The following is a 14,854-nucleotide window of genomic DNA, read 5'->3' as shown; positions in this document are numbered from 1 at the left end:
ATTACTCCTTTGTCCTTATGAAGGATCGACAATGATAACACGATCGTTACCATCAACTTCTACAACTTCTACAACGATTTCTTCTATACTACTTGTCGGAATATTTTTTCCCACATAGTCAGCTCTAATTGGCAACTCTCTGTGGCCACGATCAATAAGGACTGCCAAACTGACACGACCAGGACGCCCTAAACTTACAAGGTTATCAATAGCAGCTCTGATTGTTCTTCCTGTATATAGAACATCGTCAACTAATATAATATCTTTCCCTGTAATATCAACTGGCATTTCTGTCGTATCTTCTTCGACTTTTATATCATCTCTAAAAGGTTTAATATCAAGTTCCCCAAGTGGAAGTTCTTTACCTTCTAACTCTAATAAACGTTCTTGAATACGCTTGGCAAGGTGAACGCCTCTTGTCTTGATACCCGCCAAAACAATATTATCCAAACTTTTATTGCGTTCAATAATTTCATAAGTTATTCTTGTTATTGCCCGTTTCATTGTCATTTGATCGACAATTTCTTTTTGTTTCATTATTTCCTCCTATCACAAAAAAATCTCCTTGATTACAAGGAGATTTACAAATTATGGCATACCTAAAAAAAGGCACACTTTTCTTGAGCTTTTCTCCTTGCCAGCCTCACGGGACCGTTTTAAAGGATTATTAAATTTTTACTAGTATAGCAAAATATTTTTCGAAAAACAATAGTATTTTTAAAATTTTTTTAAAAAGTTAATTTCTATTTTCGTAACTTTTCAATCGTTTGTTGAAAAATTAATGGTGGCTCTGCTGTAAAAGTCATGACTTCACCAGTACGTGGATGGGTTAAACCTAAAGTTTGGGCATGTAGAAACTGTCCATTGCCTGGAAGAGTTTTTCTCGGTCCATATAGTGGATCACCAGCAACTGGATGACCAATGTAAGCCATATGAACACGTATCTGATGCGTTCTTCCTGTTTCCAAAGTTAGCTCAACCAAGGTATAGTCACCAAACCGTTCAATAACTTGAAATCTGGTTACTGCCTCTTTTCCTCTGGCAATAACTGCTTGCTTTTTGCGGTCCTTTTCACTACGTCCAATTGGTGCCTCAATTATTCCACGGTCATTTGGTAAATTGCCGTGCACTATAGCCAAATATTTTCTGAGTGATTTTTTTGCTTTCAATTCATCTGCCAAGGCCTGATGCGCGGCGTCATTTTTGGCTACCATCAATAAGCCCGAAGTGTCCTTGTCAATACGGTGGACGATTCCTGGTCGGACAACACCATTAATGCCTGATAAATCTTTAATTTGATATAACAAGGCATTAACCATTGTACCTGAACTGTGACCAGCTGAAGGATGGACGACCATTCCTTGAGGCTTATTAATTATTGCCAGGTCTTCATCCTCATAAACGACATCCAGAGGAATGTCCTCAGCTTGATAATCCAGAACTTCTTCTTCCTGAATCTCATAGGTAATAATATCACCTGCTTTGACAGAATACTTTGCTTTTGCAGCTTGGCCATTGACCAAAACAATACCAGCCTTAATGGCGTCATTAGCTTGGCCTCGTGATAGCTCTGTTAAATCAGCAATCGCTTTATCTAAGCGACTGCCTGCTTCTTTAATTATTAATTCCATTAATCTTCCTTCCATAGAATGAGCATCAGTAAAACAACTCCTATTGAAAGATAGGAATCGGCAATGTTGAATATAGCAAAATTCATAAAATCAGTATGGACCATATCAACAACATAACCTAAACGCATTCGATCAATAAAGTTTCCAAGCCCACCAGCTAGTATTAGTATTAAAGCAAATTGTTTGATTTTTGACATCTCTGGGTGCTTAAAGTAATAAACGAGAATGCCGCCTACAACAAATAGGGTCATTATTGCAAAAAACCAATGTTGCTCTTGAAGGATTGAGAAGGCAGCCCCTCTATTTTGTAAATACGTTAAGCTAACGATTCCAGGAATAAATGGTCTCATTTCTCCTAAGGGTATGTTATTAACAATCCACCATTTGCTGAGTTGATCCAAGACGATGAGTAATAGACTACCTATTACTAATTTAATGTACTTCATATTTTAACTTTCTTTTTCAGATTTAAAATAATTATCTAATAGCCCTACAAATCGCAAAGCTGATGATGAAAGATTTTTATCCTTCCGTTTAATATAAATCATTTCATTTTCAATATGATCAATCAAAGGAATCACTTTTATCCCATTTACACTACTTTGGTCCAATAGACCTGATCCGGTCGCAAAAGCATTCGTTCTTTCAAGAATCCCATTCAGTGTTGCTCGATCCGTTACATTATAAATTAAATTGGTTTGATCAGTGTTTACAAAATTTTCTGAGTAATATAAATAGTCATCTTTTTCCTGAGTAAATTTTACAACAGGAAATCCTGACAAATCAGCCATACTTAATTCTGTATGACTGGATAGTGGATGGCCTTTTCGCAGATAAATATGCGTTTGAAAGGGGGTAACATTAACATATTCTAAGCTCAATTTTTCCATCCTTTGAAATAAACCTTTCCGATTTTGCGAATTAAGATAAATAATGCCAATTTCACTATTACCTTGAGCCACTTCATCTAAAATTTTGATGGTCGTTGTTTCAAAGATACGTAATAACTTATGATCATTTGTTTCTTCAGCAAACCTAGTCACTAAAGGAGCTAAAAAATCATAATGTTGACTAGCAACTGAAAATTCATTCTGATCTAAATCAGATTGTGAAAATTGTTTTTCAAAACTATCAAATGATTTGACAACTTCTAATGCTTTTTCATAGAAAATTAAGCCCTGACTGGTCAAAACAGTTCCAGTACTTGTCCGTGTAAAAATTTGAAAGCCCAATTCTTCTTCTAAATCTTTGACGGATACTGATAAACTAGGTTGACTAACATATAATTTATTAGCAGCTTCACGAAATGTTCCGTTATTTGCGATAGCTACTACATATCGTAATTGTTGAATGTTCATCTATACTTTTTTCCTTTACTAGTTAGTCTATTATATCAGAAAACAGTGATTAGTCCTACTAGACTAAACAGCAATCTATTTTTAAAATGATGACATTTAGAAACTAGGTTATTAAAACTGATTCATTAAACAATTAATTCAGTCAACATTTCTTTAAAGCTAAATTTTGAAAGAAAAAAGCCTCTGATAACCAGAGACTTTTATTAGTTTTGATTATTTAGCTACTGGGTAGATTGATACTTGACGTTTGTCACGACCTTTGCGTTCGAAACGTACTACACCTTCAACTTTAGCAAAAAGTGTATCATCTCCTCCACGACCAACGTTTACACCTGGATAGATGTGAGTACCACGTTGACGGTAAAGAATAGAACCACCAGAGACAGTTTGACCGTCAGCTGCTTTAGCTCCAAGACGTTTAGATTGTGAATCACGTCCGTTAGATGTAGAACCTCCACCTTTTTTATGGGCGAAAAGTTGCAAGTTAGCAAGATTCATTTTTAACATAATGTTGTTTCCTCTCTTAAAATAAATTTAGATGACTTTTGTCGTAACAAACTTTGAAGAATCATTAGACAAATTAGTCATTCCCAGAAGAAAAGATTCGAAAAGTAATTGAACTTTCTCCTGATTGTCACGTGGAATAGAAATTTTCATATATCCACCTTCAACGTCATTCATATCTATATCAGCCTGTGTATCTGTAAGAACTTCTAAGGAATTAACAAAGTTAATTGCTAGAGTACTAACGGAAGCACAAACTATATCAAAGCCATATTTTCCACTACCAGCATGGCCAGTCAGTGTTACACTGCTCAATGAACCATCATTTTGACGTGTAAAAATTGCTTTAATCATGATATAAAATTAAGCGTTGATTGCATTGATGACAACTTTAGTGTAAGGTTGACGATGACCTTGTTTACGGTGACTACCTTTTTTAGGTTTGTATTTGAAAGTAACAACTTTCTTTTGTTTTCCTTGTTTTTCAACAGTTCCAACTACAGTAGCTCCTTCAACAACTGGAGTACCAACTACAGTGTTTTCGCCACCTACAAGAACAACTTCGTTAAAAGTTACTTCTGCTCCAGCTTCAGCGTTGATTTTTTCAACGTAGATTGCTTGACCTACTTCAACTTTAACTTGTTTTCCACCAGTTTTGATGATTGCGTATGTGCTCATTATGCACCTCCTATAAATTTGTTGTGAGGTTTCCCTCTGTGAAGACTCGCCTGTAACCGTGAGATATAAAATCTACTTATGGACGATTTTGGTGCGGTTGCACAGGATGTGCACTTAGTCAACATTACTATTATAGCACTCTAATTTAATTTGGCAAGTCTTTTGCAAGTTTTGTGTGTGTCTGAAATTTTGGGAGAATAGAAATATATCTTAAATACCTAAGAAAACAATGATTTTTCTCACAAAAAAACCGAAACAAGAATTTTTTTCTTGCTTCAGTCTTGACGGTATTGTTTGTGTTATGCTACAATAAGGTTCGACTGATTAAGCAAGTGTCTTTTGTCTTAATCGGTGGTGTAGAAGTGTCGGCTTCTGCACCTTTTTTTGTATATCTTTAATAAATATTATACTACTTTTTGATTATTAATGCAAGCCAAATCATGCTTAAAAACCCTAAAAATAAACATTTTTAGAGAACTTTATTCTTCATTTTATCAATTTATTTTGCGTGTGTTCGCCACCTACCATTTTTATGACCGGATTTATATGTTCGCATCTGAGACGACGGGTTAATACGTCGATTTGAGTACCCAGCACTTAAAGAAATTCCTTGGTAATACTGATATTGTTTCCTCCAATCTCCAAAAAATAATTCTTCTAATTGATCAATACGTTCAACCAAAATCATTTTAGCCATTGCATAAGCTCCCTTTAGTGACCAGTACATCCCACGATGCTTCATTCGATAAGTCACCTTACAGTGTTGACTTTCCATGACACCTATACATTGCTGGGATAAACCTCTCAATTTTGCAGCTTTAGTATCTTTAAAATTTCTTATCATTTTTTGCTTAAATTTATAAAATAGTTCAAATTCTTCATCGGTTTGTATTAAAGATTCTACTGAATCTAAAACAGTCATGAACAGTGGCTTTTGATGATTTAGTATAGCTTTATAGGCTAAATCTCTTAAGACTTCAGGATAGGGTTTGAAAAAGTCATTTATTTTCTCATTCAAATGATTTTCATCCCAAAAGTGCTCATGGTGTTTGATGCCCAGAGCTTTTTTTATTTCTTGAAAAGTCCTTCTAGTATAGCCTTTTCCGTTGTCAGAATTTGTTATAAGAATTGTGTTTTCTGTAATTTCAAAATGATTATAGAGATAATCTAGCAGTTCTTCCATAGCTTTTTCATGACTTGTATGTATAATTTCATATTTATTTGCTAAAGTGATACGTTTTCCCATACTCTTTTTAGGACCTGTATGAACAAGAAAATGTGCGAGATCAGTATTATAGCGGTAATTACTTTTTGATGTTGTTTTCACCATAACACCATCTCCTTCGATATAAATTTTATTTGTTTGGATTTTCTCTTTAGGGCATTCATCTAGCAAAAACCTAAATTTCTCCTTCTCAGAAAATAGCCTTTCTACGACTTTGACTGCTTTTAATACAGCATCTTTTGTAATATGTAAATTGTATGCATCCTTCATCACTCGACACACTTCACGATAAGGTAGCTTTGATGCATGCTTAGCCATATGAAGCATCAGTTCTGGAGAATATTTGGTATATTTCTTAAGCCCTAACCATTCATCAACTGGATAACGTGTTTTATTACCTTTACGCCACCTATTTCTACAAAAGGTTATTTCTCCAAAAGTAAATAAAACCGTTCGTTCACTAGCATCTACTCTTTTATACCCATTAGCTCGTAAAATTAAACTCATTTGCCTATCGTATTGTTCAATTCGTTTTAAAAATTCGCTCTCATTCTGTCTATTTAGTTCAACTACAAAAGCTTTTTCATCAAATAATATTACCATACTTCTATTTTACTTTTTTTAAAATCAATTTACCATAGAATTTTATATGATATACTTAATTTAGCTTTCTTGAATCTCATAAGCAGGCTTTAACACAAGAAAGTAAGAAATGCCACCAACTTTTCTTGGTGTCATATTCTAGTAATTTTGTATCTTTATTGTAAATGATTTTATGTAGTTGATCTATTTGAATATCTTTTTGTTCAAGTTGCTTTTGTAAGGATTCAAAAGCTATTTTATCAATATATTTATCCAATAAATCTTTTCTTAGTTACTCTAATTCTTTTTTACTTGTGCTATCGCTCATGATATCATTTTTTGATATCTTAGTGGTATCATCTGATAGCACTTTAGATTTAATGAATTCATTTACTGACAAGCCTTTCTTATCAGCATTTCTAGTAATTATTTCCTTTTCTGCTAAGGTCGTTCTAAATGTTACCTGAACATTTTTTTCTTTATCCATGATGTCTCCCTAGGTATCATATATTATGTAGTTAATAAAAAGAACACTGTGGTAAGGTGTATAGTCTGTCAGCAGTCCGATTAAAAACCTATAACCCAGTAAATAAAAAAGGTAACGACTATTAAATTCGCTACCTTTTTTATTTCTGATATAGACCATTAAGTATTGAAATGACAAGCTATAGTAAATGGTTAGTCGCATATTAAAGATAAAGTAATCAACACTTAAAAAATCTACAAGCTCAAAAAGGCAGTGATTAGCATATAATTTATTTGGTCCACTGTTCAACCATTTTGTAGTTAATATTCTATACCGTAATCTTCGTGATTATTTTCTTCACATCCTCCAAATAATCATCTCCTACCTCTGGAAGTAACAAATTACCTTCTATAGCATTCATCATCACGGCTTCTTTCTCTTTCAACCGATTGTAAACTAGTCTATCGATGAAGCCGTCATGCGCCTTGTTTCCCTCTGTCATCAAATAATAATATCGTGTGTATTGATCATCAGCTAAACCTAATCGGTGAATACGATCTCGCGATTGCAACATAAAGGTTAAATTAAAGTTATATTCAAAATAAACAGCATCATGAACTGATTGATGCAATGAGATGGACTCTCCTAAGGTCGCAGGGTTTGAAATAAGAACTTGAACGGGCCCACTGCGAAATTGATTGATTAACTCAACGCGGTCTTCTTTAGGCGTTTGTCCGTAAATCAAATGCGACAGTATTCCTTTTTCTTTTAGCTCATTATATATTTTGTGCATGGTTCCAACAAACATCCCCCAAACAATAACCTTCTTGCCTTCAGCAACCAGTTGTTCAATCAGTTGCATTCCTGTGGTAAACTTAGGTGTCACCATTGAGTCTACGCCAGCATCAAAATACATACGTTGTTTAGCTTTATTTTGCTCAACTTGATCTAGTGCAGATTCAATCGAATAGTCTATTTCATCAAATAAAAAACCTAAATCATTCAAATTAATTTTTTCAGTCAAGAGTGCCGGATTAGTTGACGCTTGCAATAAACGAATATATCGGCCCAAAACATTCGTTTCAACTTCATGAATCGTTTTAGCTAAGTCAATTTGTCGCCCACTGGGTTGAACAACGATGAGTTGGTCTGGTTCAGCTTCAGGGACATTCAAATCTTTTTTAGTGGTACGCCAAAAAAAAGGCTGTAGCTTCTCGTTAATTTCGTTAGCATTCGATGCTTCTAAATCGTGGATATCCCAGCTAAAGAAAGACTCATACTCATTATCATATAGCAAATGCAGAAAATTGTAGATATCTTTGTAAGAATTTGGGATGGGAGTTCCTGTGAGTACGTAATGATAACGTGCTTGCTTTCCTAGCTCTAAGGCACTTTGGGCTCGTTTCCCAGCTGGATTTTTTATACGATGAACCTCATCGAACACTATCATCGTATTTTCATCAATTAAGGCATTCAAGACCGATAGTTTCCAGCCAAAGAGTGATTCATAATTAATCACAGTCACATTAGCAATTCCCCAATTTGTTCGAATATCCCCTGGATTATCAAAGTCTTTCAAATTCATAAAATGGAGTGAACGCTTGTCGCCAAACACCTCCATAAACTCTGTTCGCCAAGCTTCAAAGGCATTAAGAGGTGAAATTACTAACACTTTATTGACTTCATTCACAGCTGACGAGGAGAGATAAGCAAAAGCCCCGTAGGTCATCGCGGTCTTGCCAGCCCCAGGCACACTAAAATTTGCAGCACGCTTCATAGTTGCTAAATAAAAACTCGCTTGAATTTGTTGTGGTTTCAAGGGACGACTGATTTCTCGATCAACAATCTCTTCAAATTGCTGTAATTCTAAGTTCCAACGATTATCGTATTCTTTAATAGTTATCCCGGCAATTCTCTGCTCGTCTATTGCATATCTATTTTGTTCAATAAACGCACGTACTTCTTCATCTATTTCTAAATTGTCATCTAGCCTATCATTAAGTTTTGCAATCAATTCAGTGAGTTGAACATAATTCAACTCACTTGAAAGTTCTAATTGATCAAGGTTTTGAAAAAAAGAATGATACCTCTCCAAAAATCGACTCATTTTTCGAGTCTTTAAAACGCCATCTTCGTTGTCAATGAACTTGAAGATACCTTCGTCACCGACCAACTTGACATTAAAGCTCATCTTCATACACCTCTATTAGGTCGCCACTAATCAGATTGATATTAATGAGCGTGTCGCGGATCTCGACAACTTGATCTTTAGAAAAATTAGTAAACTGTAAATTACCTGTTAAGCCATTTCCACGCTTCATATCATTTAGAGTGTTTAGTGTTTCTTTTACATTCGCAATAAAACTATCTACGTTCTTGCCACGATTTTGGCGGTTGACAGTCTTATTATATACTTCAGTGATATGACGTAGCTCAGGTGTTGCTTCTTCTAAACGTTTACGGTAATCTGATGCTGAATGAATTGGTCCACTTTCTAGTTTATCACGAAATACTTCAACAAATTCCTCAATAGAGTCATTATAATCATCATTGTCAGCTGAACTAACAATATTCTTTAAATAGTCGCGAACTTCTCTTACTGTATCCCCACCGGTATGAACCATTTTTCCAAGTAGACTAAAAGCACTCTCCTTAGTCTGTTCATACTTTGGTCCTTGATTAGGAAAACTTGTCGCAAATTTCTTTGCAAGTTCAAAAAGAGGGTTGTAGAGTTTAGCGTCTTTAATAATAAAATATGCCTCTGGAGACGTATTAATGAAATGAAGAAAATCATGAACCAATTCAACAGTTGCAATTCGATTTTCAATTTCTTTCACGGTCATATTAGCTTCATTTGAATAATCTTTTTTCGTCATCAAACTATCACGTATAATTGTTTGGTAGATATCTACTGCTAAATCAACAGGGTCATATTGCAATTTTTCTTCCGTGCCCATTTGGATTGCCAGCTCTAGTCGTTTAATTTGAGCTCGATTAGCTTTTGCATCATAAGTAAAGGGTAGAATGACAGCTTCGAAATATTGACTCGTACCAATTTCTGTTTGTAGTTGTCTCAATGCAGTAAAACGACGATTACCGTCAATAATACGCCCATCTTGCAGTACATAACCATAAACTTGTTGGCCTTTTTCTTTGATCGATTTTTTAGTCTTTTTTAAAGCAGTAGCATTATCTTCTTCAATAAACGTTGCTATCTTGTTGTTGTAGTCAGGATTCGTTTCATCGGTTTGAGCCATTAAAGTACCAAATTCTCTTTTAATCTGTGTGGAAATACGCCCATTTTCATCGTTATAATACAAATATTTTAGTGGTATACGATACACATCGAGCATCGTATCTGTTAAATTCGGAATCGTTGTAGGCAATTTAGGTTTGGCACCCGTTTTAGCAATTTCGCCAGTTCTCCCTAAATCCATCAAATTATTTGTCATTTAACTTCGCCACCTTTCTTAATTTATCGTATACATCTTGTGCTGCCGTTGCTTCCTGGTATTCGACATCATATTGTTTCAATGCCCCAAAGAAGCGCTCTTGTATTGCCACAATCTGCTCATCGCTAAGACGTTTACCTGAGCCTTCCGCCTTGGTTTCGACTAATAAATAAACGTGTGACTCATCTTCTCTCTCAACAATATAAACAAAGTCAGGAGTAGTTGTTCCTCCCATATATTTTGGTACTTGGATCGCTTTTTTAGGCAATTTACCGAAAGAAATAATATTGGAATCGTAGCCACGCTTTAAGAGTTCTCTTTCAGGATTTGCTGAATCATATCGAAGTGGTGGAATTTCATAGAGTTGTCGGCCATCGTCTATTACGTCATTGTCTTCATTTACACCGATAACAGTTGCTAAAATATCCTCTTTAAAATCATTAGTTGCCGCATTAAAAACAGAAGTGCTTGCTTGAAATTCTAAATCGTGATAATGAAAGCTTTGAGCATAGCGTTTTTCAAATCGATCTTTGAAGTCACGTACTAAATTACTAAGCGTTAACTCATTTATATAATCTTTATTGCCACCATAGGTTTCTTTTAAAGCACTAAATAAACTCTTGTGCAATTGCGCTGGTTTCAATTTAGTGCGTTGGGTCAATTTTAATAAAAATTCACCATATTTCATACCAGCAATTGGCTTACGACCATCGTAACTGGCTGTTTGTTCACGTACCCGCATTTCACCATTATCGTCATTATAATACAATTCGTTTCGAGTGAATTCTGGATACTGAAATGTAAAATTATTTTTATTTTGGATCATTTCATCAATGAGCAACTGCAAGGCTTCATCATTGACTCGATCAAATTCTAACATATAGCGGTTTGAAAAATGTTCCCATAGATGACGCATTTTATTCCAATTTTCTTTATTAAGTTTGATGCGCTGTTGATTTTTTTGACCACCTGTGGTGATTTTTCCCTTTCTAACTTGTGTAGCTTCAGTTAAAGTAGGATACAGTTCAATCAACTTTTCAAAGCCATTCTCTTTAAAGTCGTTATTACGTTTAATAATATTGGCAGCATCGAGTTGTTCTAATAAAGTTTCTTCATCTAAATTATCTGTTTTTTCAACAATTAGTTGAATCATAGTGGAGGTTAGTTTACTTTCATCTAACTTAATTGCAGCATCGTCATTGACTTCTGCAACTAGTTTATTAGCAAAGTCTTTCTCGTCATAGCCAATCAAGAAACGTAATCTACTTGGAAGTTCATCCTGCAAAAGCCGATGACCATTCTCATCCACTGGTAAGCGCAAGCCACGACCAACTTCTTGAATCTTAGAATTCTCACTACCTGAGGTTCGTAATTTAGCAATCACAAAGACGTTGGGATTATCCCAACCTTCGCGGAGAGTCCATTTAGAAAATAAGAAACGACGAGTCTGCCAATTCCCTTTATCATCCTTGAACGACAGTAGTTTTTCTTTGTTTTTTAAGATGTCATCCACCTCAGCTTGAATAGCTTCATCTCCCGAACCACGGTCTTCGCCAAAGTAACCCGCATGAACATTTTCCGTTAAATCAGCCAAGGTCGCTTGTAAGAAAGATAAGTATTCTTGTTCCCGAGGTAACTTTTTCAAGCGAAACTCACGAATCAACGCTTCAACTTTGCGTCGAAGGCGCTTCTCAAATAGTTCTTTTAACCATCCCTTTTCATCGCGATACGATTTAATCGAATCAATGAAGAAGAGTGACAAGGTTTTGACTTTCGGTTGAAACTCATTTTCTCGTAGGAAGTTTGGTATCTCTGCTTCAAAATGCTTCTCAATGGCATCCCGAATAATGAGTTCTTGGTAGGAGCTCGTCATTGTAGCAGGTAAGAAAGCCATACCCTTCTCCAATTCAAGTCCATTTGATAGTCTCTTAGCTCCCTCATAATAAATGTCCCCATCAAAGCCAATGTCATCACCTTTACCATAAGTATAGAGAGTTGAATTGTGCTTAAGAACGAGCTGTTGGCTAGTAACTGATTCGACCACATACCGTTCCTTAGATTCCGTTTCAGTCACATTGGGGTAATAGACATCAATTCCTTTAACCAGGCCATTATTGAAAGAAGAGACCGCATTGAGGTTGAACTGAGGTTGTTTGCGGTAATAGTCTTTCACGATGGTTGCTTGACGGCCTTTCCCAACCTTTATATCAGGAAAAGTCGCCCCAAAGCGGATGATCATTTGCGGTTCGACTGCTGTAATCGACTTATAGTTCGCCTTATCTCTTGGAAAACGGTGTGGCTCATCAATCATCACGATTGGTCGAGTGGCTTTGAGTCCTTCTAAGGGCGATGTCCAGCCAGACAATAATGTTTGAGAATAGTCCTTTTTCATCGAGGAAGAATTGAGCATGCCAGCATTAATCAATAGCACTTGAATGGTTGATGAATTCAAGCGGTCACCTTCGATAAATTCAACCAAATGAGCTGGCAAGAGACCTTTCTTACTATTGAAGTCGCCAGCATTGATTACATTGAGATTGATTTGAGTATTTTCGTAAAATTGTGAGAAATGTTGCTTGGCATAATCCGCTTCAATAAAGTTTTTCCAGCCTTCTTTAATCGCTGGACTTGGAACCACAACAATAAACTTGAATAAGCCATATTTTTGATGTAACTCATACATGGCTCGGACACCGACATAGGTTTTACCTGTTCCCGTTTCCATCTTGATATCAATGTTCGTATTTTCATTTCCTCGCCCTTTAATAATCGGATTGGCATACACATAATCTTTATCTGGATCTGCCGTGCGGTCATCCAAACCATAAAACGCTTCATCTAAAGCGTGGAGAGCTTCCAGCTGATGGGGTAATTCTTCTAATAGAATTTTCATGCTTTACTGCCTCCTAATATCTCACTTGCAGATTGACTTTGTTCTCTAGTTGATTGAGTGCAATCTCTAATTCTCGTAAGCTTTCCATTTCCAGGGTATAGCCATAGACAACAATGGTTTGAACCACTAATTCATTTTTACCTATCGCATTGACCAAAGCTCTCGTATTCTCTGCTCGCCAATTGTTCGCAATTAAGTAAATACGTTGATTGTTCACATAAGGTAACTGAATTCCAGCAAAGTCTTTCATCTGTAATGGTACATCAAACTTGTAGTTATCTTTCGCAAGGTAAGTGTGTAAAATGGTATCAAACCCATCTGCATTCCCTGCGACACCTAATTTTTCACTTGAGAATGCGTCAATCATGTCATCGAATAGGTCTAGTTGTAATTGGTCATCATAATCAATTTTCTCAAGGGTTTCTTGGGTAGGAGGCACCACGCGGTAATGTTTAAAGCCTAAGTCTTGCGATTCAGTAAGTAAAGGATTTTCTTCTTTAATTTTATTGGCTGCACGAATGATCCGTTCACGCGATATTTCATCAATTGATTTATAACCAGCTTTGTATGCAGCTTCCCCGCCTTTAGTTGGAACTTCTTTACCATCAGAATTCACTGTAAAAGTTGGTTCAGGCAGAGTACACATGATGTATTGACGTTTTCCACCATCTTCGGCGTTGAGTTGCATAACGGCGTCTGCGGTAGTTGAAGAACCAGCGAAAAAGTCAAGAACAAGACTATCTTTTTGGGAATATAGCTGTAGAATTCTTTTAATTAAACTAATAGGCTTAGGGTAGGTGAAATACGCCTGGCCATCAAACAATTTCTTTAAGTCTTGACTCGCTGATTGAGAATGTCCAACATCTTGATACTTCCAAATTGTCATTGGTACTGAAGAATTTCGAACCTCGGATAAAAATCTTTTGGTTGAGGGTATCGCATCTCCATTAACACCGAACCAAATACGATTATCATTTCTAAATTCTAAAAAACGTTCTTTTGAAAGCACCCAACTGCGTCCACTAGGCGGTGTTACAATTCTTCCAGACGGCAAAGTAATCTCATAAACATTTGACATTACAGCCGGTCCTACAGAAAAATCTGACGATTTCCATGGACCTCTTGAGTCATTATCAGGATTTGAATATCTACTATTAGCTTCTTCTGAACGTGATAAACCATTAGATATCAGTTTGGACTCATTCTTGGCATAGACTAGCATATAATCATGACTTTCAGAAAAATGCTTTTTCAAATTAACGGGGGCGTAGGCTCTTTCCCAAATAACTTCAGCAATAAAACTCCCCTCCCCAAAAACTTCATCCATCAATAATTTCAAATTAGACTGCTCATTATCGTCAATAGATATAAAAATTACACCAGTATCTTTCAGCACTTTCTTTGCTAAATAAAGCCTAGGGTACATAAACGTTAGCCAAGCGCTATGAGTAGCTTTACCTTGAATCGATTTTAATCGTTTGAGTTCATCTTCATTTAGGGCAAACATATCTTTGAGTTGGTCATCTGAGTATTCAAACTTATCAGGGTAAACAAAGCCGTCTGAACCGGTATTATATGGGGGATCGATATAGATAAAGTCCACACTATTTGCATAATTCTGTTGTAAGTGGCGCAAGACTTCTAAATTGTCGCCAGTAAAAAACAAATTCTTGCTATTTATGTTTTCTTCTTTTTGGTTATGGTCATTATCAGGTACAATCACGGTCGTTGGGCGTTCTCCGGCTTGCTTCTTGGCATAGTTCTTGCCGATAAAATCCAGTCGGTACCCACTGGATAATTCATCAATATTATGTTCTTTTAAGGCTTGTTGGAATTTATCATTATCAAAGGCTGATGATTCAATTACATTACCTTCTTCATCATATTTGGTAGCAGTAAAAAACTCTGGCATTTTTTGACGTAATTCGTCCAAAAAAGCAGAATTTGATTTGATTGACTCATTAAATTGTTGATTATCTCGTAACATCTTGACACTTCCTCTTGATAAATATTTTGTCTTTTACTTTAAATTACAGAATGCTATTAAATAGTAAAACGACTATTG

General features: G+C 35.8%; 13 protein-coding genes and 1 other annotated feature. All 13 genes read right to left on the bottom strand.

Annotated features, from left to right (window positions below):
* Positions 1–15: 15 nt before the first annotated feature.
* Positions 16–537 (bottom strand): bifunctional pyr operon transcriptional regulator/uracil phosphoribosyltransferase PyrR, encoded by a 522-nt coding sequence (gene pyrR / locus MKY69_RS04185; protein WP_003105283.1) that lies wholly within the window; start codon positions 535–537, stop codon positions 16–18.
* A 206-nt stretch (positions 538–743) separates the two neighbouring features.
* On the bottom strand, positions 744–1,631 hold the full coding sequence (locus MKY69_RS04180) for an RluA family pseudouridine synthase (protein WP_003106568.1): 888 nt from the start codon (positions 1,629–1,631) through the stop codon (positions 744–746).
* Positions 1,631–2,077: a signal peptidase II gene (gene lspA, locus MKY69_RS04175; protein WP_003106567.1), complete on the bottom strand. Its 447-nt coding sequence runs from the start codon at positions 2,075–2,077 to the stop codon at positions 1,631–1,633. Before lspA ends, MKY69_RS04180 begins: the two co-directional genes overlap by 1 nt.
* Before the next feature lie 3 nt (positions 2,078–2,080).
* On the bottom strand, positions 2,081–2,989 hold the full coding sequence (locus tag MKY69_RS04170; protein WP_003106566.1) for a LysR family transcriptional regulator: 909 nt from the start codon (positions 2,987–2,989) through the stop codon (positions 2,081–2,083).
* Between the two features lie 213 nt (positions 2,990–3,202).
* Positions 3,203–3,496, bottom strand: coding sequence for a 50S ribosomal protein L27 (gene rpmA, locus MKY69_RS04165; RefSeq protein ID WP_003104751.1), 294 nt, complete (start codon positions 3,494–3,496; stop codon positions 3,203–3,205).
* Between the two features lie 27 nt (positions 3,497–3,523).
* Positions 3,524–3,847 (bottom strand): ribosomal-processing cysteine protease Prp, encoded by a 324-nt coding sequence (locus MKY69_RS04160; RefSeq protein ID WP_003103972.1) that lies wholly within the window; start codon positions 3,845–3,847, stop codon positions 3,524–3,526.
* A gap of 9 nt (positions 3,848–3,856) precedes the next feature.
* Positions 3,857–4,171 (bottom strand): 50S ribosomal protein L21, encoded by a 315-nt coding sequence (gene rplU / locus MKY69_RS04155; RefSeq protein ID WP_003105811.1) that lies wholly within the window; start codon positions 4,169–4,171, stop codon positions 3,857–3,859.
* A gap of 32 nt (positions 4,172–4,203) precedes the next feature.
* Positions 4,204–4,280: a sequence feature (ribosomal protein L21 leader region), on the bottom strand.
* Positions 4,281–4,670: 390 nt separating this feature from the next.
* Complete coding sequence (locus MKY69_RS04150) at positions 4,671–5,999, bottom strand: ISLre2 family transposase (protein ID WP_340791033.1); 1,329 nt, start codon at positions 5,997–5,999, stop codon at positions 4,671–4,673.
* Positions 6,000–6,270: 271 nt separating this feature from the next.
* Positions 6,271–6,465 (bottom strand): plasmid mobilization protein, encoded by a 195-nt coding sequence (locus MKY69_RS04145; RefSeq protein WP_340791032.1) that lies wholly within the window; start codon positions 6,463–6,465, stop codon positions 6,271–6,273.
* A 307-nt stretch (positions 6,466–6,772) separates the two neighbouring features.
* Entirely contained in the window at positions 6,773–8,635 is a 1,863-nt protein-coding gene (locus MKY69_RS04140) for a DEAD/DEAH box helicase (protein ID WP_340791031.1), read from the bottom strand.
* Positions 8,625–9,896 carry a hypothetical protein gene (locus MKY69_RS04135; RefSeq protein WP_340791030.1) on the bottom strand — a complete coding sequence of 424 codons (1,272 nt, stop codon included), beginning with the start codon at positions 9,894–9,896 and terminating at the stop codon, positions 8,625–8,627. The genes MKY69_RS04140 and MKY69_RS04135 overlap by 11 nt, the downstream gene beginning before the upstream one ends.
* Positions 9,886–12,789 (bottom strand): type III restriction-modification system endonuclease, encoded by a 2,904-nt coding sequence (locus tag MKY69_RS04130; RefSeq protein ID WP_340791029.1) that lies wholly within the window; start codon positions 12,787–12,789, stop codon positions 9,886–9,888. The genes MKY69_RS04135 and MKY69_RS04130 overlap by 11 nt, the downstream gene beginning before the upstream one ends.
* A 13-nt stretch (positions 12,790–12,802) precedes the next feature.
* Positions 12,803–14,776, bottom strand: coding sequence for a site-specific DNA-methyltransferase (locus tag MKY69_RS04125; protein ID WP_340791028.1), 1,974 nt, complete (start codon positions 14,774–14,776; stop codon positions 12,803–12,805).
* Between the last annotated feature and the right edge of the window lie 78 nt (positions 14,777–14,854).

The sequence above is a fragment of the Streptococcus sp. FSL R7-0212 genome, from assembly GCF_038007985.1.
GTDB classification, from domain to species: Bacteria; Bacillota; Bacilli; order Lactobacillales; family Streptococcaceae; genus Streptococcus; species Streptococcus parauberis.
Note: the sequence above shows the minus strand (reverse complement) of the source record. Positions and strands in the feature narration are given on the sequence as shown.

Coding starts and splice junctions, on each gene's coding strand:
- pyrR (WP_003105283.1), bottom strand. CDS start 537: ATGAAACAAAAAGAAATTGTCGATCAAATGACAATGAAACGGGCAATA.
- MKY69_RS04180 (WP_003106568.1), bottom strand. CDS start 1,631: ATGGAATTAATAATTAAAGAAGCAGGCAGTCGCTTAGATAAAGCGATT.
- lspA (WP_003106567.1), bottom strand. CDS start 2,077: ATGAAGTACATTAAATTAGTAATAGGTAGTCTATTACTCATCGTCTTG.
- MKY69_RS04170 (WP_003106566.1), bottom strand. CDS start 2,989: ATGAACATTCAACAATTACGATATGTAGTAGCTATCGCAAATAACGGA.
- rpmA (WP_003104751.1), bottom strand. CDS start 3,496: ATGTTAAAAATGAATCTTGCTAACTTGCAACTTTTCGCCCATAAAAAA.
- MKY69_RS04160 (WP_003103972.1), bottom strand. CDS start 3,847: ATGATTAAAGCAATTTTTACACGTCAAAATGATGGTTCATTGAGCAGT.
- rplU (WP_003105811.1), bottom strand. CDS start 4,171: ATGAGCACATACGCAATCATCAAAACTGGTGGAAAACAAGTTAAAGTT.
- MKY69_RS04150 (WP_340791033.1), bottom strand. CDS start 5,999: ATGGTAATATTATTTGATGAAAAAGCTTTTGTAGTTGAACTAAATAGA.
- MKY69_RS04145 (WP_340791032.1), bottom strand. CDS start 6,465: ATGGATAAAGAAAAAAATGTTCAGGTAACATTTAGAACGACCTTAGCA.
- MKY69_RS04140 (WP_340791031.1), bottom strand. CDS start 8,635: ATGAGCTTTAATGTCAAGTTGGTCGGTGACGAAGGTATCTTCAAGTTC.
- MKY69_RS04135 (WP_340791030.1), bottom strand. CDS start 9,896: ATGACAAATAATTTGATGGATTTAGGGAGAACTGGCGAAATTGCTAAA.
- MKY69_RS04130 (WP_340791029.1), bottom strand. CDS start 12,789: ATGAAAATTCTATTAGAAGAATTACCCCATCAGCTGGAAGCTCTCCAC.
- MKY69_RS04125 (WP_340791028.1), bottom strand. CDS start 14,776: ATGTTACGAGATAATCAACAATTTAATGAGTCAATCAAATCAAATTCT.